The organism is Arthrobacter sp. THG-b23 (assembly GCF_059091265.1).
The window spans coordinates 188,257-210,415 of record NZ_JBNHGM010000005.1; the positions used below are offsets into that span (position 1 = coordinate 188,257).

The 22,159-nt window shown below is 66.3% G+C and carries 19 protein-coding genes; 14 read left to right on the forward strand and 5 right to left on the reverse strand.

Annotation, left to right across the window (positions count from 1 at the left end; genetic code table 11):
* Window positions 1–92: 92 nt before the first annotated feature.
* A complete protein-coding gene (locus AC5RVD_RS11385; protein ID WP_494111500.1) occupies window positions 93–593 on the forward strand; it encodes a DUF2505 domain-containing protein in 501 nt (166 codons plus the stop codon).
* A 16-nt stretch (window positions 594–609) separates the two neighbouring features.
* The gene (locus AC5RVD_RS11390; RefSeq protein WP_494111501.1) at window positions 610–831 is read left to right on the forward strand and encodes an SCO4848 family membrane protein; all 222 of its coding nucleotides are present in this window, start codon (window positions 610–612) and stop codon (window positions 829–831) included.
* A gap of 70 nt (window positions 832–901) precedes the next feature.
* On the opposite strand, the gene sufU is transcribed toward AC5RVD_RS11390, so the two are convergent.
* Both sufU and AC5RVD_RS11400 read right to left on the reverse strand, forming a co-directional pair.
* On the reverse strand, window positions 902–1,363 hold the full coding sequence (sufU, locus tag AC5RVD_RS11395; protein WP_493988006.1) for a Fe-S cluster assembly sulfur transfer protein SufU: 462 nt from the start codon (window positions 1,361–1,363) through the stop codon (window positions 902–904).
* A gap of 1 nt (window position 1,364) precedes the next feature.
* Window positions 1,365–2,681, reverse strand: coding sequence for a cysteine desulfurase (locus AC5RVD_RS11400; protein ID WP_494126969.1), 1,317 nt, complete (start codon window positions 2,679–2,681; stop codon window positions 1,365–1,367).
* Between the two features lie 258 nt (window positions 2,682–2,939).
* Here AC5RVD_RS11400 and AC5RVD_RS11405 point away from each other — a divergent pair, with 258 nt between their 5' ends.
* On the forward strand, window positions 2,940–4,583 hold the full coding sequence (locus AC5RVD_RS11405) for a RecQ family ATP-dependent DNA helicase (protein WP_494126970.1): 1,644 nt from the start codon (window positions 2,940–2,942) through the stop codon (window positions 4,581–4,583).
* A gap of 55 nt (window positions 4,584–4,638) precedes the next feature.
* Here AC5RVD_RS11405 and AC5RVD_RS11410 read toward each other — a convergent pair whose 3' ends face one another.
* Window positions 4,639–7,548, reverse strand: a complete 2,910-nt coding sequence (locus tag AC5RVD_RS11410; protein WP_494126971.1) for a PKD domain-containing protein — start codon at window positions 7,546–7,548, stop codon at window positions 4,639–4,641.
* Between the two features lie 377 nt (window positions 7,549–7,925).
* Here AC5RVD_RS11410 and AC5RVD_RS11415 point away from each other — a divergent pair, with 377 nt between their 5' ends.
* The 6 genes from AC5RVD_RS11415 to AC5RVD_RS11440 all read left to right on the forward strand — a co-directional run bounded on the left by AC5RVD_RS11415 (window position 7,926) and on the right by AC5RVD_RS11440 (window position 13,925).
* Window positions 7,926–8,666 carry a hypothetical protein gene (locus tag AC5RVD_RS11415; RefSeq protein ID WP_494126972.1) on the forward strand — a complete coding sequence of 247 codons (741 nt, stop codon included), beginning with the start codon at window positions 7,926–7,928 and terminating at the stop codon, window positions 8,664–8,666.
* Window positions 8,667–8,710: 44 nt separating this feature from the next.
* On the forward strand, window positions 8,711–10,060 hold the full coding sequence (locus tag AC5RVD_RS11420) for an O-antigen ligase family protein (protein ID WP_494126973.1): 1,350 nt from the start codon (window positions 8,711–8,713) through the stop codon (window positions 10,058–10,060).
* Window positions 10,057–11,295, forward strand: a complete 1,239-nt coding sequence (locus tag AC5RVD_RS11425) for a hypothetical protein (protein ID WP_494126974.1) — start codon at window positions 10,057–10,059, stop codon at window positions 11,293–11,295. Before AC5RVD_RS11420 ends, AC5RVD_RS11425 begins: the two co-directional genes overlap by 4 nt.
* A gap of 7 nt (window positions 11,296–11,302) precedes the next feature.
* On the forward strand, window positions 11,303–12,154 hold the full coding sequence (locus tag AC5RVD_RS11430; RefSeq protein ID WP_494126975.1) for a sulfotransferase: 852 nt from the start codon (window positions 11,303–11,305) through the stop codon (window positions 12,152–12,154).
* A gap of 92 nt (window positions 12,155–12,246) precedes the next feature.
* A complete protein-coding gene (locus AC5RVD_RS11435; protein ID WP_494111509.1) occupies window positions 12,247–12,993 on the forward strand; it encodes a hypothetical protein in 747 nt (248 codons plus the stop codon).
* A complete protein-coding gene (locus AC5RVD_RS11440) occupies window positions 12,990–13,925 on the forward strand; it encodes a glycosyltransferase family 2 protein (protein ID WP_494111510.1) in 936 nt (311 codons plus the stop codon). Before AC5RVD_RS11435 ends, AC5RVD_RS11440 begins: the two co-directional genes overlap by 4 nt.
* Here AC5RVD_RS11440 and AC5RVD_RS11445 read toward each other — a convergent pair.
* Window positions 13,900–14,919 carry a sulfotransferase domain-containing protein gene (locus AC5RVD_RS11445; protein WP_494126976.1) on the reverse strand — a complete coding sequence of 340 codons (1,020 nt, stop codon included), beginning with the start codon at window positions 14,917–14,919 and terminating at the stop codon, window positions 13,900–13,902. The two genes, AC5RVD_RS11440 and AC5RVD_RS11445, sit on opposite strands and share 26 nt — an antisense overlap.
* Before the next feature lie 366 nt (window positions 14,920–15,285).
* Here AC5RVD_RS11445 and AC5RVD_RS11450 point away from each other — a divergent pair, with 366 nt between their 5' ends.
* From AC5RVD_RS11450 to AC5RVD_RS11465, 4 genes are all read left to right on the forward strand, one after another.
* On the forward strand, window positions 15,286–16,941 hold the full coding sequence (locus AC5RVD_RS11450) for a GumC domain-containing protein (protein ID WP_494126977.1): 1,656 nt from the start codon (window positions 15,286–15,288) through the stop codon (window positions 16,939–16,941).
* 15 nt (window positions 16,942–16,956) lie between these two features.
* Entirely contained in the window at window positions 16,957–18,633 is a 1,677-nt protein-coding gene (locus AC5RVD_RS11455) for a lipopolysaccharide biosynthesis protein (RefSeq protein ID WP_494126978.1), read from the forward strand.
* A 24-nt stretch (window positions 18,634–18,657) separates the two neighbouring features.
* Window positions 18,658–19,686 (forward strand): glycoside hydrolase family 26 protein, encoded by a 1,029-nt coding sequence (locus AC5RVD_RS11460; RefSeq protein ID WP_494126979.1) that lies wholly within the window; start codon window positions 18,658–18,660, stop codon window positions 19,684–19,686.
* Window positions 19,687–19,839: 153 nt separating this feature from the next.
* A complete protein-coding gene (locus AC5RVD_RS11465) occupies window positions 19,840–20,802 on the forward strand; it encodes a sulfite exporter TauE/SafE family protein (protein WP_494126980.1) in 963 nt (320 codons plus the stop codon).
* Window positions 20,803–20,810: 8 nt separating this feature from the next.
* On the opposite strand, the gene AC5RVD_RS11470 is transcribed toward AC5RVD_RS11465, so the two are convergent.
* The gene (locus AC5RVD_RS11470; protein WP_494126981.1) at window positions 20,811–21,083 is read right to left on the reverse strand and encodes a hypothetical protein; all 273 of its coding nucleotides are present in this window, start codon (window positions 21,081–21,083) and stop codon (window positions 20,811–20,813) included.
* Window positions 21,084–21,182: 99 nt separating this feature from the next.
* On the opposite strand from AC5RVD_RS11470, the gene cysC reads away from it, so the two are divergent.
* On the forward strand, window positions 21,183–22,115 hold the full coding sequence (cysC, locus tag AC5RVD_RS11475; RefSeq protein WP_494126982.1) for an adenylyl-sulfate kinase: 933 nt from the start codon (window positions 21,183–21,185) through the stop codon (window positions 22,113–22,115).
* The last annotated feature ends 44 nt before the right edge of the window (window positions 22,116–22,159 follow it).

Here is a 22,159-nt window from a genome sequence, read left to right on the forward strand (position 1 = left end):
CAGTTCGGCGCAACTGAGGGTCAGGGACCAACTTTACCGCGCACAGTAGGATGGGTGCTGGCCCAACCAGTTCCGAGAATCCGGGAGTCTTCATGGCGCTCAGCGCTTCCACCACCCTTCCCTACCCAGCAGCCAAGGTCACCGAAGCCTTCACCGACGAGGCGTTCCTGCGCCACATCAGCGAGTTGGTCGGCGGCACCTTGGAGTCCGTGCAGCGCGACGGCGATGTATCGGGCGCCTTCACGCTGACCGTGATCCGCAAGGTTCCCAGCGCGCGGCTGCCGGAGATCGCAAAAAAGATGCTGGGCGACTCGCTCACCGTCACCCAGACGGAACGGTGGCAGGCGCCGGCGGCCGACGGTTCCCGCACCGCTGACGTCAGCATGAAGGTGGCCGGCGCCCCGGTGGACGTCAATGCGGTCCAGCAGCTCGTTGCTGACGGAGACTCCACCCGGGTGGACCTCAGCGGAGACGTGAAGTCTTCCATTCCGTTCCTGGGCGGCAAGATCGCCGCCGCCGCCGAGCCGATGCTCGGCAAGGCTTTGAACATCCAGGCGCAGCAGGCCGAGGCCTGGCTGTCCGGCCGCGTCTGATCCGGGAGCCGCTGCTGTGAATATTCCGGCTGCCCTGGCCTGGGTGCTGATCCTTGCCGGCGTCTGGTCATTGCTTGTCTGGGCACCGCATCTTGTCCGGGTGTGGAAGGATCCGCGCTCCAAGGACGAGAAGGGTGCGATGACCCGTTACTTCACCATGGAGTTCATGAAGGCGACCACCTCCATGATCCTGGGCATCGCCACGCTGGTGATCGGCGCCCGCGGACTCGCGGGCTAGGCAACAAGCCAACAAGCCAAAGGAGGGGCCGGGCCGCGCTACTGTGCCGCCCGGCCCCTTTTGCGTCCAGTCAGTTCGCCGCCAGCAAGGCTTCCTCCAGCGCCACCCACGCGAGCATGGCGCACTTAACCCGCGCCGGATACCGGGAGACGCCGGAGAACGCGGCCGCATCTCCGAGGATTTCTTCGTCGGCCTCGACGCTCCCCCGCGAGCGCATCAGCTCGCGGAAGTTGTCCACCACCTTCAGCAGCTCCTCCCGCTCCATGCCTTGCGCCAAATCGCTCAGCACCGACGCGGAGGCCATGGAGATGGAGCAGCCTTGGCCGTCCCAGCTGACGCCGGAGAGCATGGTTGCAGCGCCGTCCTCGTGCACGGCGGCCCGGAGCGTGATTTCGTCGCCGCAGGTGGGATTGAGCATGTGCGACTCGCCCGACTTGTCACCGGGCGGCGGATCCGCCAGGGGCGCCCCGTGCCGTTTCTTGGCGTGCTCCAGGATGATCTGCTGGTACAGCTGCTGCAGTTCAGCACTCACGTCAGTTAACTCCAAAGAACGGGCGGACCCCGGCGACGGCCTCCAGGAAGGCGTCGACGTCGTCCGTGGTGTTGTACAGATAGGTGCTGACGCGGGTGGTGGCCACCAGGCCGAGGCGCCGGTGCAGCGGCTGCGCACAGTGGTGGCCGACGCGCACGGCGATGCCCTTGTCGTCCAGGAACTGGCCGACGTCGTGGGCATGGACGCCCTCGACATCGAAGGCGGCCAGCCCGATCCGCTCGGCGCCGGCGGCCGGGCCGAGCACCCGGACACCGTCGATGGCCACAAGCCCGGCCACCAGCCGCTGCCCCAGTTCCGCCTCCCAGGCATGGATCCGGTCCATCCCGGTCTCCCGGAGGTAGTCGACCGCCGCGGCCAAGGCCACCGCCTGCGAGATGCGTTGGGTCCCGGCTTCGAAACGTTGCGGGGACGGCAGATACTCGGCCTGCTCCATGGTCACGGTCGTGATCATGGAACCGCCGGTCAGGAACGGCGGCATGGCGTTGAGCAGCTCCGCCTTCCCGTACAGCACGCCGATGCCGGTGGGGCCCAGCATCTTGTGCCCGGAGAAGGCGGCGAAGTCCACGTCCAGCGACTTCACGTCCACGGCCATGTGCGGCACCGACTGGCAGGCATCGAGCACGACGACTGCGCCCGCCTCCCGGGCGAGCCCCACCAGGGCCTCCACCGGGTTGATGGTCCCCAGCACATTGGAGGCATGGGTGAACGCCACCACCTTGGTGCGCGGACCGATGACCTGCGCTGCCTCGTCGAGGCGCAGCGCACCGGCGTCGTCCACCGGGATGAAGCGCAACGTGGCGCCGGTGCGGAAGGCGAGCTCCTGCCAGGGGATCAGGTTGGCGTGGTGCTCCATCTCGGTAACCACCAGCTCGTCGCCGGGCCCCAGGGCAAAACGCGACGCGGCCTCCCCGCCGCGGCCGGCACTGGCGTTGGAAAAGGCATAGGCGACCAGGTTGATGGCTTCAGTGGCGTTGGAGGTCCAGACCACTTCGTCGATGCCGGCATTGATGAAGCCTGCGACCGTTTCCCGCGCGTTCTCGAAAGCATCGGTGGCGGAGACCGCCAACATGTGCGCGCCGCGGTGGACGGCGGCGTTGCGCTGTTCGTAGTACTCCTGCTCCGCCTCCAGCACGGAGAGCGGATTCTGCGACGTGGCGCCCGAATCCAGGTAGACCAGCGGCGAGCCGTTCACCTGCTGGTCGAGGATCGGGAAGTCGTTGCGGATGCGCCGCGCCTCGGCGTTGTCGATCATGCCGGCGGCATGCTTGAGGGTTGCGGGAGTGGATACCACAGACACCTGGGGTGCTCCTTGGATCGATGGTTGGAACCAGTTTGTCCCGCTATTGGCCGACAATACGCAAGACAAGTCTGCGCTAATCATCCCACTTCACCGGGTGCGGGGTCACCTGAGCCAAGCCTTACCCGCAGGCCTCAGGGGCCCCGAACGACGGCAGGACGGCTGCTTGGCCGCCCCGACCGGTATATACAAAGTCCTGCGGATTGGTTAGAAACGAGACTAAGCACCACGTCATTGACCCGACCTTTCAGGAGCCTGATGCCAGATCATTCCCAGACGCCCGACCACGGCGAATTGCGCAGGGTGGCCGAAGAAACTTTCGGCTGGGACGTCCTCCGCGAAGGGCAGTTGGACGCCATGGCTGCGGCCGCCCGCGGTGAGGACGTCCTGGCCGTGATGCCTTCGGGTCACGGAAAGTCCGCCATCTATCAGGTTCCTGCCGTCGCGTTGCCGGGCACCGCCGTCGTTATTTCTCCGCTGATTGCGCTGCAGTACGACCAGGTGGATGCCATCAACGGCGATCTGGGCGCACAGCGGGCCTTCGCGGTGAATTCGCAGCTGAGGGCGTCCTCGGAACGGGTGGCGTGGGACGCGATGGCCAGCGGCGAGGCGAAGTTCCTTTTCCTGGCGCCGGAACAATTGGCCCGTGAAGAGACCCTGCTGCGGTTGGCGGAACAGGACATCTCGCTGCTCGTGGTCGACGAGGCGCACTGCATCTCGTCGTGGGGACACGATTTTCGGCCCGACTACCTGATGCTGACCTCGGTGGTGAAGCGGTTGGGGCACCCGCCGGTCATCGCGCTGACGGCCACCGCATCACCGCACACGAGGACGGAAATCGTCGACCGGCTGGGCATGCGCGACCCGTTCATCAACGTGCAGGGTTTCGACCGGCCGAACCTGAACCTCCAGGTCCTGCGGCATCACGAGGACGGCGGCAAGCGGCGGGCCGTGGTGAACCAGGTGGCCGAACTTGGCGGGCCAGGCCTGTTATACACGGCCACCCGCAGGGACACCGAAAGATACGCCGCCGAGCTGGCCGAGCGCGGCCTGCGGACGGACGCCTACCACGCCGGCCGGAAGGCGGCGGACCGGGAGGCGATCCACGAGCGTTTCCAAGAGAACGGGGTGGACGTGGTGGTGGCTACCTCCGCCTTCGGCATGGGGATCGACAAGCCGGATGTGCGGTTCGTGGTTCACGCGGACATCCCGGATTCGCTGGACAGTTACTACCAGGAGATCGGCCGCGCAGGACGGGACGGTGAACCGGCGCAAGCCATTTTGCATTACCGGTCCGAGGACCTGGGCCTGCAGCGTTTCTTCGCCGGCGGCGCCCCCGACCCGGACGAGCTCGCGAGCGTTTTCAGCGCCGTCCGGGACCACGGTCCACTCCGTCCCGCCGCGCTGCGCGAACACACCGGCCTGTCGCAGCGGAAACAGTCCCGCCTGCTCAACTTCCTGGAGCACAGCGGCAGCATCACCGTGAACCGCAAGGGCTACCGGGCGGTCGGCGGCGCGGACCCGGCGTCGGCTGCGGAAAGTGCACTGGCGGAAGCCGATGCGCGGCACCGGATCGACGAGTCCCGGATCGAAATGGCCCGCGGCTACGCCGAGACTGATCACTGCCGGCGCGACTGGTTGCTGAACTACTTCGGCGAAGAGACGGACGGTTACTGCGGCAATTGCGACAACTGCGAGGCCGGGTCCCAGGCTGCGGCCGAAGCCCGGGAGGCGGCAATGCCGGCGGGCTATGAGATCCAGCGTCCGGTGAAGCACCGCGAGTGGGGGCCCGGCATCGTCATGGGGACCCAGCCCGACCGCATCACGATCCTGTTCGAATCGGTCGGCTACAAGGACATCGCCCTTTCGGCCATCGAGTCGGACGAGGGCCTGCTGACATAGGCAGACCCCGCCGGTTCCTGAGCCGGCGGGGTCTGCTTGCTGCCAGTTGTTGCCTTTACGGCGTCGCGGGGCGTATGACGATGGTGCCCATCACGGCGTTGGCGGTGGCGCTGTCAGCGGTAGCGGTCAGGCCACCCGCCCTGGAACCGGACACCGGGCCGTTGCTATCGGCTACCAGCCAACTCAGGTGTCCGGCGCCCGTACCGGCGCCGGTCTGGCGTACGGTCACGCCGGCAGGTGCCGTCCAGGACGTCGTCGAAGCGGTTTTATCCGCCCAGTACGAGAGCACCCAGTCACCGGCCGCCGCAGCCATCACCGGCGTGGTGTGGGTGGCCCGGCTCACGGTTTCCCGCTCGAACCCGAAGGACGCGGCACTGACCTGCGCCCCGCGGTAGGCCGAGACTGCCAGCGAACCACGAGTCCAGTCGGCCGTGCGCACCATCACCGTAGCCCCGGCATCCTGCGCCGTGGCAACCTTCGAGTACAGCACCGAGCGCATGGACGTCGCCCCGGCCTCCGCAGCCAGGGTCCACCCCGCCGGCGGCGTCAGACCGACCGTGCCCGAGTTCGCCGAGAACGCCGCGACCAGCACATCGCCGGCCGCTACCTGGGCCGGCAACTGAACGCTGTGGCTCATGGCCGACCCGGTATTGGAGCTCGCCACCGAACCCACGAACGCAACCTTGGCAGACGGATCCGGCTGCGAGGAACCCGATACGGTCACCGTCCGGGTCACCGACGCGGTTGCACCGGCGGCATCCGTCACCGTCAGCGTCACGCCGTAACTGCCCGCCGCGGTGAAGGTGTGCGAGAACACCCTGCCCGTAGCCGTAGGTCCACCCGCGACCCGCCAGGCGTAAGAAGCGATCGCACCCTCAGGATCGGATGAACCAGATCCATCGAACACGCAGCTCAACCCGCTGCATTCCGCCGTGAACGACGCCACCGGCGGCTGGTTCTGAGGCGGAGTCGATGTGCTGGTTCGCGCGATGAGTGACCGCGCGGCCCAGTTGGCGCCGTCCAGGCCCGGGCCGCTGACCGCCGCGGTGGTTCCGGACACCCGGCCATCACGGCCGGCGGGTTCGGTCCAGTTCACCGCATTGAGGTTGCCGTTGGCGGAGGCCCAGTACAGGGTGTTTCCGGCCAGGAACATGCCGCTCACGTTGCGCCAGTCCACGCCCGCGGCCGCACCGGTGATGACGTGCTGCTGGGCGCCGATGGTGCCGGTGTCCAGCTCGAAATAGCGCATGTACAGGTTGGGCTGGCCCTGGACCGTGTAGTACATCCGTCCGTTGGAGTAGAACAGGCCGGTCATGTCCTGCAGCTCCTGGCCCAGGTTGGCCAGCTTGTAGCTGGAGGTCTGCCGGCCGAATGAAGCCAGGTCCGTTCTGTTCAGGTTGCGCAGGTTGACCTGCTCGGCCGCGCCGATCTGCGTTCCGTTGAAGGAACGCTTTTCCATGGTCCCGTTGGCCATGGCCAGGTAGAGGGAACCGCCGGCCACGAAGCCGCCCCGGACATTGGCCCAGTCCACGTTGCCGGAGGGCGCCCCGGTGACGGGAGTGGCCCTGCGGCCGTCGAAGTAGACCTGCTGGACCGTGCCGGATCCCGACTTCAGGACATCAACGGGAAGCCTCGGTGCGCTAGCCGTAGCCGCCGCATAGCCGCCTGCCAGCGGGAAATGCGCGATTCTGGCCCGGTACTGGGAGTTCGCGATCCGATCGGTGTCGGACCCGACCCACAGGCCGGTGGCGGTAGCCAGCAGGTCGAAGACTCCACGACCGCGGTCCCGTCCGGGGTTCCACGCCAACGCCATGCCGTTGGCAGAACTGATCACGCCAATGCCTTCGCGGACTTCCGCACCGGGTCCCGCCGCGTCACCGACGAACGGATTGTTCGTCCAGCGGTTGTGTCCGCCGAAGTAGATGTGCGCGCCGACGTGCTCCAGGGCATAGATGCTGTCGCCGCCGACCCAGTTAATCCAGGTCGGGTCAAGCTGCTGGCCGGAAGCGGCGGTTTCCCAGCGCGCAATGCTGTCGCAGAGGCTGGGCGGACCGGAGCCATAGCCGCCAAACGTCGAGACAGCCAGGTTTGACCCGTCCGGGGCAAAGTCCAAATCGTTCACGTAGTAGGCCCGCTGGAAGTTGCAGCGGGCATCGTAGCGGTCGGTGTGCCAGTTTTGGTCCACGGAAGCAGTCGCACCAGCGAGGTTGATTTTCGCGATCTGGTTCCGATCCGCACCGTTGACCGTGGCGAAGTGCCCGGTGATGAACATGGTGTTGCCGTCCGGGGTGGTGTCGAACTTGTGGACGAAGACATTGATCCCGGCGTCGCCGGTGCCTGTCGCGCCACCGACGAACTCGAAGTTCACGGTGGGTCGCAGCGCACCGGACGATGCATCCAACTCGGCGAGCTTGCCGCGCTGTTGCCCGCCAATGGTGTCGAATTCACCCCCGATGAAAAGCCGGTTGCCCACCAACTTCATGTCATGCACGACCGAGTTGATTTGCCCCGGATTGAAACCCGTAATGCGGGCACCGTTGCTCACCGAGAGCCTGGTGACCTTCTGCACGCTGGCTCCGTTCAAGGTTCCGAACTGCCCGCCGACGTACACGGACTGCCCGTCCGCGGATGCCACCACGCTGCGGACCGTGCTGTTGAAGTTCGGTGCGAACGAATTACTGATCGCCCCGGTGTTCTTGTTAAACGCGACGATGCGGTTGCGGACCAGTTCGGGGCCTCCCGTGCTCGCCTGCACCCGTGTGAACGAGCCGCCCAGGATGATCATGTCTCCCGCTTCCGCAATGGAGAACACGATGCCGTCGAGCACGTGCGGCGTGTAATTGACTGGGTTCGCCCGCACCACCTGGTTGTGGCTAACGTCGGCGGCCACGGCCGCGCCGGGCGTTGCCAATCCCATGCCGGCGACCAGCAGTAGCCCCGTAAATATGGATAAGAGTCTTCGCATTGTTATTCCTGTTCTCCCCCGGTTCCGCTTTCGCGGCGGAATAGCTGCGGCCCCCTCATTCGGCATCCCGGATATGCAATTCGGGATCAAAGAAAAGACCCTAGGCTGCACCAATACTGCCGGGGATCAAAGAGCACGGAAACACTCGGCAGTGGCTTGCGGCTACCAGTTCTTCTTTCGCTCTACTCGAATTCCTCCGGACCGCTACGGGTCATATACCCGGTCTTTCCGACCCCGGTAACGGTGTTGGGACAGACCGGGTATCTGAAACCTTTTTCTGCACCGTCAATGGCCATACGATCGGGTCAGCTTCGTTCCCCGGCGCGTTGAATCCGGGGTGCGGCAGCCTCGTTCTTGAGGTTCATCTGGGGGGAAGAATGAAACGAACGATTGCCCATGGCTGTGCCGCGCTCGGCCTGGTCCTGGCCTTGTCCGCCTGCAGCAATGGTGCCGATCCTGCGGCGGACAGTTCGCCCACAGTGGACGGGAGGGCAAGCGGGACTCCGGCTAATGGAACCAAGTCCGGCATCGGCAATGAAAAGGGGGCCACGGCTACTCCGTCCCCCGCGACCACGCCTGATGCGGCCAAGAAAAAAACGCCTGACGCAGCCGCCAAGAAGGACACGCCTGGCGCTGCCGCCCAGGAGGATCCGCTGGCGAAGCTCGACCTCAACCACCACGGCAACCTGCCGGCGGAAGTCGGCGAGGCGGGAGTGCTCGGCGAACCGAGCGGGGAGAAGTTCGCCGAGATGGAGGCCAGTGAGATCCAGGCCGATTTCACGTGCACGGCGGACACCGCCCTACCGAGCATCAACGGGCAATTTGTCGCCATCCATTTCTCGGTGAAGGCGCACCCCGAGCTGCCGGAATCCGGCTGGCCCTATCTCGCCATGTCGGTGCACGATTTCCGCGCCTGGGACGGCGACGGCGAACAGGTGGTGGATCCAGTCGGCAACAGCGAGGGCTGTGTGCCCGCGGCCGAACTGCTGCCCAATCCGGTAAATCCCGGCGGCGACGCCGAGGGGCTGATCATCCTGGATGTCCCGGAGGGCAACGGTTCGGCTTCGTTCCGGATGGGCGGCTTCGAGGGCGCTTACGGCTGGGAATGGTCCTGGTAAATAACGGCACAGGGGGCATCTTGATGTTGGGGGCAAAAAATCGGGTGGCGCTGCACGCGTGGCCCTTCGTGGTGTTCTTTGCCGGTTTTCCGGTGTGGTGGCTTTTGGGGTTCGGGGTGCTGGGTTTCCTGCTCATGGCAGCGCCCCTGGGCTACTATCTGCTACGCTGGCGCGCAGTGCTGCTCCCCCACGGTTTCGGGATCTGGTGGTTGTTCCTCGCCGTAGCTGCCATCGGTGTCGTCGTGCTCTGGATTCCGGTCCCGGGGCTGCTGCCCGAAGAAGGACCTGAACGCCTCCTGCCGTGGGCCTACCGGATGGCGTGGTTCGTGGCGGTGACCATCGTCATGCTGTATATCGGCAACACCTCCGAGCGGGAACTCCCCCGCAGGCGCATCGTGCTGCTGATGGCGTGGATGTTTGTCATCACGGTCGTCGGCGGATATGCCGGACAGTTCCTCTCGCGGGTGGATTTCCCGTCCCTGCTGGAGGCGGCACTGCCGGCCCAGCTGGCCTCAAACGCGTTCCTGAACGGCTTGATCCACCCCGGCCTGGCCCAAATGCAGGGCATCCTCGGATTCGACAACCCGCGGCCGAAGGCGCCGTTCGAGTATGCGAATTCCTGGGGCGCAAACTTCGGCATGTTCCTGCCGTTCTTTATGCTCTCCTACGCCTATGTGCGGAATTGGTGGCAACGTGCGCTTTGGGCCGCGGTATTGGTGGCTTCGGTGCCGCCGGTTATTTTCTCGCTCAACCGCGCGCTGTGGCTCGGTCTTGCCGTCCTGGCCCTGGCAGCCGGCATTCGGATGGCCTTGCGCGGCAAAGTACTGGTTCTCATTGCGATGGCCGCCGCTTTCGTGGCCGGTTTGATGGCGGTACTGCTGACTCCTTTGGGCTATCTGGTGCAGGCACGGCTGGAAAATCCGCACAGCAACCAGGGCAGGTTCAATCTGGCCAAGCGAAGCATCTCCACGATGCTGGACCAATCGCCCGTCATCGGCTTCGGCGCCCCGCGGACCCAACAGAACAACTTTTACTCCATCGCAGCCGGCGCTACCGCGGATTGCAGCCAGTGCTCGCCGCCGCAGCTGGGCACCCAGGGTGCACTCTGGTACCTCATCTTTTGCACCGGCATACTCGGTACGCTCCTGTTCCTCTGGTTCATCTTCCGGAGGTATCTGCCGGCGCTGCGGACACGCGACCGGGAGTCGGCCGCCATGCTCTACGTCTTCCTCTTTTTCCTCTGCGTGCTGCCGTTCTACGACACCATCGCCGCCCCGCTGATGACCCTGATGATAGGCGTCGGCCTGCTGTGGCGGCGGGAACTGGAGCAGCGGCATCCGCCCCGCCTTTGGGCGAGCAACCGGAAGCAGCGATCGAAGGAGCCGGTTTCATGAAAACAATCCGCAACAGCCCGGCGCTGGAGGATCTGGTGGCCACCGTGGAGCAGCTGTTCCCGGATTCAATCGTCAGCGCCGGCCCCGTCGGGCCCGGACGGCATGCCTTCCGCCTGGTGCCCGGCCCGCGACGGCCGCGCCTGCTGGTACCGGCCCACTGCAGGGCGGCGGCATCAGATGCGGTAGACCGCCCCAGCGCCAACGACTCGTTCAGCCGTTCGGCGCAGCGGTGGCTGCTCGCCAAGCTGCTGGCGTCGCCGGGGGGCGGGGCGCTGATGCCCTACGGGCTGAACGTCACTCCCGGGTCCGGATCCATCAGCGACTACTTGACCGACATCGTGGGCGCACCGGTGATGCTGTCCCTCTCCGTAGGCTCCGCGAGGGCGAACCGGAAGCCGGTGCTGAACGTCCACACGGCAGAGGGGCGGGAAATCGGATTCGCCAAGGTGGGACTCAACGACTTAACGAACGCCTTGGTGGACCATGAGCACGGCGCGCTGCGGGCCCTGGCCCGTCAACGGTCGGCTTCCTTTGCAGTGCCGGAGGTGATTCACCACGGCAACTGGCGCGGCAACGCGGTCTTGCTGATGACCGCGCTGCGCCCTGACAGGCGCCGCGTCCAGAACGGGGTCCCGGTAGAGGCGGCCGCGGCGATCGCTGCAACCGGCACCATCGGCTCCTGCACGGTGGAGTCGGGGTCCTGGTTCACCCGGCTGCGGCGGCAGCTGACGATGCTGCACGGCACGAGCGAGAGCGTACTGCCGGAGCTGGCCGATGCCTACGGCGAGCGCTTCGCCGGCTTGGACGTCCCTTTTGGCGCGTGGCACGGCGACTTTGGTGCCTGGAACCTGGCTGCCACCGCCGGACCACCCTTGGTCTGGGACTGGGAACGGTACGCCGAGGACGTCCCGCTGGGCAGCGACGTTGTCCACTACCTGGCCCACCCGGCATTGCGGGCGGTGGACGATCTGGCCGCCGCCCGCCGTTCTCTCGGCGTCGGCTGCCGCCCCGTGCTGGCACAGGCAGTCTGCCGCAGCGCGTTACCGGATGCTGCCCGCGACCCCGCGGTACTGGACGCGCTGGTACTGGGCTACCTGCTGACGATCGCCAGTCGGTTTACTCTCGACAGCCTGACCCGTGACGGGACCGCAGTCCGCCCGTTGGCACGCTGGCACCAGCGGGTACTGGCAGACCGGCTGGAGCATCCCGCCCTCACCACCTTCGGCAAGAAATGAGAGATCGATGACTTTGACCGAACGGCTCAGCGGTTCCGCCCGCGCTGCTGCCCGCACCGCGGCCACGTCGGTGGGCCAGCTCAGCGCCGATTTCCGGATGCGTCCGTCATTCTTGATCGCCGGCGCCCAACGCTGCGCCACCACCAGCCTGTTCCGCATGTTGGCGCAGCACCCTCGGGTGCGTCCGCCGCTGTTGAACAAGGGCATTCACTTCTTCGACACCGCGGACCGTTTCCGGCGCGGGACGCGGTTCTATGCCGGGCATTTTCCCTTGCGCCGCGCGGGTGGGGAAGAGATCACCGGCGAAGCCAGCCCGTACTACCTTTTCCACCCCCTGGCACCCTGGCGGATCGCACAGGAGCTGGGACCGGTGAAGATAATCGTGCTGCTGCGCGACCCGGCCGAGCGGGCGTTCTCCGCCTACAAGCAGGAGTACGGCCGGGGATTCGAGACACTCGGTTTCGCCGAAGCGCTGCGAGCCGAACCGGGCCGCCTGGCCGGTGAAGAAGAACGGATCATCGCCGACCCGGGCTATCAGTCGTTCGCGCACCAGCACCACGCCTACCGTGCCCGTGGCCGGTATGCGGCACAACTGCAACGCATGTTCGACGCCGTAGGGCGGGAGCACGTATTGGTGCTGGACGCCGACGACTTTTTCCAGCCGGGGCTGCCGCAGTGGGACCAGCTGCTGGAGCACCTGGGGCTGCCGGATGACCGCCCGCCCACGACTGTGCATTCCAATTCCCGTCCCAGCCAGCCGATGCCGGAGCGGTTGCGCCGCCAGCTCCGCGACGATTTCGTTGACGACGACGAACGGCTCGCCCGGCTGCTGGGCGTCACTCCGAGCTGGCGCAGATAGCAGTGGCCGAGATGAAGATTCAGGACCGACACCAGGATCGGCCGGCACCGCTCCGGCAACCGGACGGCCGGCAGGGATCAAAGTATCGCGGCATGATACGCGCCAACTGGCGGGCAGGCTGCGCCGTGCTTGCCGCCACGCTGGCAGCCGGGTTGGGACTACATGTCGCCAAGGAACCCGAATACACCGCCCGCACCGACGTGGTGGTCGTGGCCGTCTCCGACTTGGCCCTCAGCGATGCCCTCGTGGTGGATGTTTCCATCGACTCGGCCGTGCAGTTACTGCTCTCTGATCGGGTTTTGGGGCGGACGGCCCGCAGCCTGGATTACCCGGGAGGTACTGCCGCGCTATTGGACGACGTCACGGTTTCGCCCGTGGTCAACTCGCGGATCCTTCAGCTCTACGTCTCAGCGCCCGAGGCGCGGACGGCTTACCGCGCGGTTGCCGCGCTGTCGGAAAACTTTCTTGAGGTGCGCAGCGAATCGCTTGCGGCGACCACCCGGGACCGGGCGGAAACAATCGCCGCCCAGAAGCGGGTCATCGAGCGCAGCATGCAGGACCGGTCAATCCCGGCCGCCGCGAACACTGCTTTGCGAGTCGACACACTCAGCCGCCAACACGCACAGCTCGAGGCAGAACTGACTGCCCTGAGCGTCCATGACCCGGAACCCGGCTATATCTCCCGGCCCGCAGTGCTGCCCGACCGCAGCAAGCGCACAGGGCTCCCCACCGCGATCGGGTCCAGCCTGGCGGCCGGACTGGCCTTGGCCGCGGCCATGGCCGCACGCAGCCAACGCAGGCACGAACAGAGGTCTCCGAACGAGGGAAGGACGTCATGAACACACCTACCGGGCTGGAGGTCGATGCAGCCGTCGACGTCGTCATAGCCACGCACAACCGGCCGGAGCTGCTCCGCCAGGCGATCGGCAGCGTCATGGCGCAGGATTACCCCGGCGACATCCGTGTGACCGTGGTCCATGACCGCTGCGCTGAGGACCCGGCCCTGGCCAGAACCGATCCCCGGCGCCAAGTGCGGGTCATGTCCAACCGGCGCACTCCAGGCCTGGCCGGCTCGCGCAACACCGGCCTGCTCGCCGCCGACGCACCGCTGGTGGCGTTTTGCGACGACGACGACGCCTGGCGTCCCGACAAACTGAGGCAGCAGGTGCAGACGATGGTCGAGCGAGCCGCCACGGCCTGTGTTACCGGCATCGAAGTCCATTACGGGGAAAAACGGTTGGTCCGCATCCCCAACGTCCGGGAGATCACGGCCGGGCAACTCACCGCCAGCAGGCTGACCGGGGCACATCCGTCGACCTATCTCCTGCTGCGCGAGCACCTGCTCGAGAGAGTGGGGTTGGTGGACGAGGATCTGCCGTACGGCTACGGCGAGGACTATGACCTGCTGCTGCGCGCAGCCCAGCACGGCAAAGTGGCGGTCCTAGCGCAGGTAGGAGCCGACGTGCTGTGGCACCCCGACGGTTCATATTTTTCCCGCCGCTGGGACGCGATGGCAGACGGCTTGGAGTATCTGATGGCCAAACATCCGGCGATCGCGGCAGACCGCCGGGGCCGAGCGTGGATGCAGGGCCAGAGGGCCTTCGCGCTGGCGGCACAGGGGAACCGCAGGGACGCCCTGCGCACGGCGGCCGGGTCGTTGGCCGGCAGCCTGCTGGAACCGCGGGCCTACCTTGCGCTGGCGCTGGTGCTGAACCTGGTGAAGGCGCCAGCGGTGGTCCGGGCACTCAACGCCCGCGGCCGCGGGATTTGAGATTCGTGCCGCTGCGCGCCACGGCATAGGCGGCGCGCAGCGGGGCGCTGAGCACGCCGGCGATCCGCCGGTCCCGGACCGGCATTTGCCGCCGCCAGGCCTCATCCAAACGGATAGGCAGCGCGCCGGTGCGGAACCGCATCGGGTTGCCGGCGACGGTGTGATGGGCCGCGAGTTGCACCTCCTTTGGCGTAATGTGTCCCATCGCCGCACCGGGGTTCACGCCGGCGAATCGAAGGACATCATGAACTGTTTCGCGTGGCCTGGCCATGAAATCCTCATAGTGGACGGTCATGACCGGCACGCGCAGCAGCGTCAGGGCGTGGAAAAGGACCCCGTAGAGGGTCCAGCGGGTGACCGCGGCCGCCGTCGAGTACCGGGGCATGAGCGCATCGGCGCCCGTGCTCTCGGGACGCCTCACGACCTTGGCCCATGAGTACGCCACCCCGCGCGGGTCCCGGACCACGAGCACGCATCTAAGCCGGACCTTGGCGGCACGAAGCAGGTATGCGTAAGCGGGATGTTTGCTGGAGTCGATGATGAGACCGGCACCGCTGACCTGGGCAATCGCCCCGTACAGGGAGTCGAGCCGATGCAGGAGGCGTTCCCGGGGCTTCCTGTGTCCCGGCAACGGCAACCCGGACGCCAGCTCCGGCAGGAAGCGGTTCCGCACGACCGCGAAACGGTCCCGAATCGCCTGTACGGAATCCACCCGTGCCCAGCCGCCGTATGCAGCCTCGCCAACCTGCTGCCAGAAACCGCACTCGCTGAACGGCAGGCCGCAGCCACAGAGCTCGTCGTCGCGCAGCCCCCGTTCCCACAGATGAAGCACTTCGCCCACGCCGACGGCATCAGGGCATTCTGCCAGGCAACGTTCCAGCAGGGTGGACCCGCTGCGGCCGAATCCGCCGAGCATCAGGACGGCCGGACGTTGCCGCCGTTGTAGCGCGCCGCCGTGCTTCCCCGCCGTCGTGAGCGGCTCCACGCGATGCACGCCGCTGTCTCCCGGCCTTGCCGCATCCGCCGGCGGCCCAACAGCAGGGCGACCGCTCGACATGTTGATCCCCATTACGACTCCCCCATGGCTGGGAGCCGTTCACCCGGCGCGGAATGCGCCGGCCGTTCGCCCCCAGACTTGCCAATAATCACGGCGGCACGGAATCCTGTCAAGAATTTCGTGAAAACGCCCGTGCTATTGATGAAAGCGTTAATGTTTGCCCGGGCGGGCTATTCCACACTCTGTGGTTCTGTGCAAGACTGGGCAACACGCATCGCCTGGGGGCATTTGGCGGGCGTTTTTTGGGGAATTTTTGGGGATGCCGGAGGCGAAAGCCGGCCGGCAAAAGTTGGGGGTTTAATCATGGACGATTCATCGGCGCGCCCAGCATTCTTTGGCCGTGCCATGCGCCGGCATTGGTTGTTGCTGCTGGCTGTGGTGCTGCTGGGAGTGCTTGGTGCCGGAGCCTATGTCGCGGGCAGCGTGCCCAAATATTCGTCGACCAGCGTTGTCTTCTTGGAACCGTTGTCGGGCAATCCGTTTTCGCCCGCGACGCCGCCGACGCGAAACGAGCAGCTCGCCGCCTTGACCACCGAGGCCGGGCTGGTCCACACGCAGGCGGTGGTCGAACTCGCCAGGGAATCGGTCGGGGATGCGCTCGGCGAAGACGCCGGGCAGCTCATCGCCACGGAGGTGCCGTCCAATTCCCAGGTAGTGCACATCACCTACAGCGCGGCCTCACCTGCTCAAGCGCAGTCCGTGGCCGGGGCGCTGGCCGAGGCCTATCTGCAGTACCGCAGCGACCGGGCCGCAGATGTGCTCGAGGCCCGATCGGCGATGCACGATGAGCAGATCGCGTCTGCTACGCAACTGCTGGACGAGGCCTCCGCCGCGCTGAACACCGCGCGGACCGCAGAAAAACCAGACCAAGCGGCCGTACTGGACCTCGAGCAGCAGGTCTCCCTGTACGCCAACCAACTGGCGGAGATAAGGCTCGAGGCTTCGGACGCGCAGGCAGGATCCTTGGATCCCGGAGACATCATCGACCCGGCCAGCCTCCCCACCGTGCCTGATGGCGTGGACCCGCTGCTGATTGCCGGGGGGATAGTCCTTCTGGCCTTGGCAGTGGGCGTCGGGCTGGCTCTGTTGCGCGAGCATCTGCATCAACGGATTCTTGACGGACCCGATCTGGTTTCCGCAGGAATAGGTCCGGTGCTCGGCACGGTGGAAGCGCTCCCGGCAGGGCGGAATGCGGAGGCCACCTTGGACGACTATCGCCGGCTGAGCAACGCCATGCAGCGCGTGACGTTCCTGCCAAACAACACTGTTCTGCTTGCCGGTCTCTCGGAAGGAACGGCGACACGGCAGGTGTCCGAAGGGCTGGTGCAGGCGTTCGAGGAGGCCGGTCTCCGCACCGTGGTGGTGATGGCGGACGGCACGGCACCGCTTGATGGCAAGGCATCCGCTTCTGCGCAGGATGACGGAGCGGCAGGAAATGGTCTGAGCGAGCTTCTGAACGGCCAGCTTCCGCCGTCCGAGGCCCGGACGCTGCTGGTTCAGGTCTCCGAGCACGTGTCAGTGCTGGAAACGGGGCGGGAGCCGCAGCGCCTGTCGGCGCTGGTTCAGCACCGCGCCCTGGATACCGTGCTGGCCACGCTGCAGAACGCCTCGGATTTGGTGCTCGTTGTTGGACCTGCAGCCGACTCGGCCACGGGCGGCTCCCTGATGCGCGCTTGCCGCGAGGCGGTGTTGGTCGCGGCACAGGGCCGGTCCACCGCCATGGAAGCTTCGGCCGCCCGCGACCTGCTCGGCAATGGTGGGGCTGCAATGCTTGGATCAGTACTCCTCCGAAGGAGTTCCAGACGGCGCAGGGCCACACCGCCCCAGCCCGCGATCCAACGCCAGGAAACGGCCAACCCCGAACCGGTACCGGTAGGCGGTTCCGTCGACGGCGGCATAGCCGACGGACCAGGCACGACGGAGACCGGCGAGCGGTCCCGGCCGCTCTCCCGCAGCTGACCGGTGGCGTCATCCGTGTTCGCCAAGGAAAACGGGCGCGTCCGGCAGGATGACGACGACGGCCAAGCTGCGGTCCGCCGGATAGCACGCTCCGGCAGTGTGAACATCCTGGGCAGCGGGATCTCTGCCGGGGCAAATTTCGTGATCATTGTCCTGATCTCCCGGCTCTGGGATTTGGAGACCGCCGGTTCCCTGTTCGCCGTGACGTCGCTGTTCCTGATTGCCTTGGCTTTGTGCCAACTCGGCGTGGACCAGGGACTCATCCGGTCCATCGCGTGGAACAACGCTCGCTCCGAGAGCAGGCACAACCCCCGGCTGGTCGTGGAAGGCCTGCTGGCCGCTCTGGCCGCCAGCCTGGTCGTGATGGCCGCGGGCATGCTGCTGGCCGGGCCACTCGGGCAGTTGCTCGGAGGTGCGCCGGCGACACGGGACGTGATCGTGGTCTTCGCCGCCGCGCTGCCCATTGGCGCAATTTACGAGCTTCTACTGGCCGTCTCACGGGGACTTGCGCACATGCGGCCGACGATCGTCGTCGAGCGTCTGCTGCGCCCCTGCCTGCAGCTTGCCTGCGTGCTGCTGGCAGGCGTATCGGGTGCCGACGCCGTAGGGCTGGCCCTGGCGTGGACGGCGCCCTACCTCCTGGGGCTGGTTCTCGCGGCCGCAGGGCTGCTGCGGATCCTGCGGGCGAATCCGGGCTCGCTCACCGGCGCTTCATCGGGCACGGCCGTCATCGATTACCCCATCAAGGCCAACGCTGCGCGCGCCGCATTTTGGAAGTTTACGATCCCCCGCGGCTTGGCCCGGCTGGCGCAGGTCGGGCTGCAGCGGGCGGACATCGCGCTGGTCACGGTGCTCGCCGGCCCGTCGGCCGCCGCGCTGTACACCGCCGTCACGCGATTCCTGGTGGTGGGCCAGATGGCCACCAGCGCGATGCAACAGGTCAGTGAACCGCAACTTGCGCGGCTCCTCGCTCGCGGACAGCTGGACCAGGCCAAGATGGTGGCACGGAAGATGACGCTGTGGGCGGTCATGCTGACCTGGCCGGTGTACCTCTTGATCACTGCCTATGCCGAATGGCTCCTGGAACTGTTGTTCGGTTCGTCCTTCGCCCTCGCGGCCGGAAGCCTGCAACTGCTGGCCTGCGCCATGCTGATCGGCGCGGCCATGGGTCCGCTGGACGTGTTGCTGTTGATGGCAGGACGGAGCAGCCTGTCGCTGATCAACGTCACGCTGGCGCTGGCCGCCGACGTGGTGCTCTGCCTGTTGCTGGTCCCGGTGCTTGGCATCTTCGGAGCTGCGGCAGCGTGGGCCTCGGCGATCGTGCTGAAAAATGTCCTGTGCCTGGTCCAGGTGCACCGGACGCTGCACATTGTGCCGACCTCGCGGGAGGTCGTGGCGATGGCCGCCTTCCTGTTGCTGGTCTTCGGTGCGGCGCCGTGGCTGGCCGCACATGTGCTGGTGTGGCCGCCGGCGGTCCAGGTGGCGCTGCTGGCGGCAGCCGCGTTGATTTATGCGGCGGCGGTCTGGCGTCGCCGGGCGTCGCTGCTGCGCGGGACGCGGATGCGGGAAGTTCCGGAGGCCGCCGCCGGGTCGACAGGCACCCCGGAGGCCGCCTCCGGGTCGACAGGCACCCCGAAGGGCGGCCGGGGACACGCCGTCAGCCAGGCAAAGGCGGCCACTCATCAGGTGTGAATGCGCACTGCGGAGGAGACGCAGATGAGACGTCGTGTGCTGCTGCCTGCATTAGTTGCTGCCGTGGTGTCCCTTGCCTCCTGCTCGCTGCCATTTCCGCAGGTCGATCGGTGGTCGTTGCCGACCTGCAACGTCCTGCTCGGCGTGGCCGCCAACCCGCTGCCCGGCCAGGACTGGGATGCCGCCCTGACCGATTTTGAGGCAGCGGCCGGACGGAACGTGGACGTGGTGCGCTATTACAAACGAGGCCAGGGCAAGATGTTTCCGGACGAGATTGAACTTGCGCGCAGCAGCGAACCAGGTCGAAACAGGATTCTTTTTTACAACTGGAAACCAGACGGGCTGACCTGGCGTCAGGTTGCCGACGGCGCCGCCGATCATTACCTTCTCCAATTGGCCCGCCACCTGGCCGCGCATGCGAAGCAGCCGTTTTTCCTGTCGCTGAATGCGGAGATGGAAGACGAGGTCAACACGGACCCGGATTCCGGTCAGACTGCCGATGATTTCCGCCGGTTTTTCCGCCATGTCGTGTCGACACTGCGTACCAACGGGGTGGACAACGTGGTAACGGTGATGAACTACACCGGTGCCGAAAAGTGGGCCGTGCAAGACTGGTTCGCCGATCTGTACCCCGGCGACGACGTGGTTGATTGGATTGCGCAGGATCCCTATGCCTACCCCGGGTCCGGCACCACGGACTTGGCTGGGCTCGTCAACCGCTCGAGCGGCGGGGCCTGGCCCGGTTTCTATGATTGGGCGGCGGAACATTACCCGGACAAGCCGCAGATGCTCGCCGAATGGGGTGTTGCGGCGGAACTTCCACCAGCCGGCGCCAAGGCCGATTTCTTCCGGACCGCCGCCGACGACCTCGCTGCACTGCCACAGCTGCGCGCGTTGGTTTATTGGAACCACTCCGGCCCTACCCAGGAAGACCATTTCGCCGTGGGTGACACCGCCATCGACTCGCGTCCGGAGGATTTAACCGCATTCCGCGAATTCATTGACGACGGCGCGCTGAATTCCCCTTCTGCATGCCGACTGGCGCACGAGTGAAGAGGCAGCGGCGCGGCCTTGCCGGCGAAAACAATGGGACGCACCTGAATTTCTGCAGCCTTTTCCTGCCGCGGGGACTGGCGTAACTATTCCAGTAGCGGCAAGGAAAAATACTCTATTTCCGCGGCAGCAGGGCTGCCAGAATATCGTTTCATGGACGTCACTATCGGTTTCGCCGCGTTCGGCATCGGCATCGTCGTCGGGCTGACCGGCATGGGCGGCGGCGCTTTGATGACGCCGATGCTGGTGCTCTTCTTCAATGTTCCGCCGTTGACGGCTGTCTCCAGCGATCTCCTGGCCAGCGCAGTCATGAAGCCGGTCGGATCGGCGGTCCACCTGCGGCGAAAGACCGTGAACCTGCAGCTGGTTAAATGGCTGGCTATCGGAGCCGTTCCATCGGCTTTCTGCGGCGTTCTGATACTCAAGGCGCTCGGCGACGACGCCCTGGTCCAAGACGGAATCAAATTCGCCTTGGGCTGCGCCCTGATGCTCACCGCCGTGCTTTTGGTCGTCCGCGCCTACATCCGGTTGGTCGAACGAGCCAAGTCACGCAACGGGCAGGGCGCGAAGCTGCCGCTGGATCGACCGGAAGTAGCCGCCCGGATCCTGCCGACGGTGCTGCTCGGTGTCGTCGGCGGCATGATCGTCGGCCTGACATCCGTCGGGTCAGGGTCGATCATCATCATCGGTCTCATGATGATCTATCCGGGGCTCAAGGCTTCCCAGCTAGTGGGCACGGATTTGGTGCAAGCCGTACCGCTTGTCGTGGCCGCTGCCGTCGGTCATATGCTGTTCGGTTCGCTGGACCTGGGAATCGCCCTGCCACTCATTCTGGGCAGCATTCCGGGCGTCTGGGTCGGGGCCCAGATGTCGTCCCGGCTCAGCGGCGGTTTCGTCAGGCGGGCCCTGGCTTTCGTCCTCCTGGCCTCCTCGCTGAAGATGCTGGGCGTTGACAACACCACCACGGGGTTAATCCTGGTCGCGGTCCTGCTGGTGGCACCGCTGGTCTGGATGCATATCCGCCGGCGCCGGGGCTTCCCTGCCCTGGCCTGGACCGAGAAGCACGAACGCGCCCGCGCCGCGGCTGGCCAACCGGCGTCGGAGGTGGCCCGGTGAGGGACTGGTCAGCATCCCTGCGGGAACCGGTTCACGCGCTGTCCGGCGCCAGCCTTGACGAGCTTGAGCTGCTCACGGGCGGCTTGTATGCACCAGCGGACGGCTACTGCCGGCCGGGCCACAAACCCGACGGCTGGCCCCGTGAGTTCACGCTGCCCGTGCCGTCCGATATCGCCCGGCAGAGCGCCGCCCAGGGTGCCCTCCTCCTGTCTGATCCGGAAGGTACGCCGCTGGCCCGGCTCACTGTTGTTGAACGCGTCAGCCACGAAGAGCCAGACCACGCGGAGGCACCATGCATTGGCGGCAACGGTGCGGTCTATTTGAGCGGTACCCTGAAGCCGTTACAGCCGGCAGAACACCCGCCGGCGCGGAGACTCCGCTTGACCGCTCCCCTGTCGGAGGCGGACGGCCCCTGCCTTGTTGCGGCGTTTGCCGTTTCGCCGGAGCCGGGACAGATCGCCAAGGCGGTGTCCGCCGCATATGAGGCCGATTGCCGCCTGTTACTGACCGCCGTGGTCAGCAGTTCGGTCTCCGCCACCCGGGACCTCAGGAAGCTGCTGGACGCCTTGAACGACTGCGCCCATCGGGTATCCGGCGCCTTGGTGCGTTTGCTGGTCATACCGGATGCCGACGACCATTCCCTGCTGCGGAGCCATGCGCTGGAGCGGCTTGGCGCCGCGGCTGTCCTTGATTTCACGGCGGATCATGCGTCGCTTACCTCCCCCGCGCGGCCCGCCGCCGATGCGGCCGGGACGCGGCGGGAGGGCCTGGTGGTGTTGTTTACAGGGCTGTCCGGCTCCGGCAAATCGACCCTGGCCCGCCGGTTCACCGAACGCTTGCAGAGTATGGATGGCCGCGAGGCCATCCTGCTGGACGGCGACGAAATGCGGCGGATGCTGTCGGCGGGGCTGGGCTTCTCGCCGGCCGATCGTGAGCTGAACGTCCGTCGGATCGGTTGGGTGGCGGCACAGATTTCACGGGCCGGAGGCATAGCGGTTTGCGCCCCGATTGCACCCTTCGAAGCTGCACGCCGGGAGGTTGCGGCAATGGCCCGGGAGGCGGGCGGTTACCTTCTGGTGCACGTCTCGACGCCCCTGGAGGTCTGTGAGGCCCGCGATCGGAAGGGCCTGTACGCGAAGGCGATGGCTGGCCTGATTCCTGATTTCACCGGCATCAGTTCACCCTACGAGACGCCGCAGGACGCCGATTATGTGGTCGACACTTCCCGGGTCGACGTCGAGGAGGCCGTCGGAGAGCTCCTCAACCTGGTCAAATCCGGGCAGATGCCGGTTGGTGCGGCGGCCAACGGCTAGCGCGCCTACGGGATCCGACGGACCCTCTCGTTCCGACCACGGTG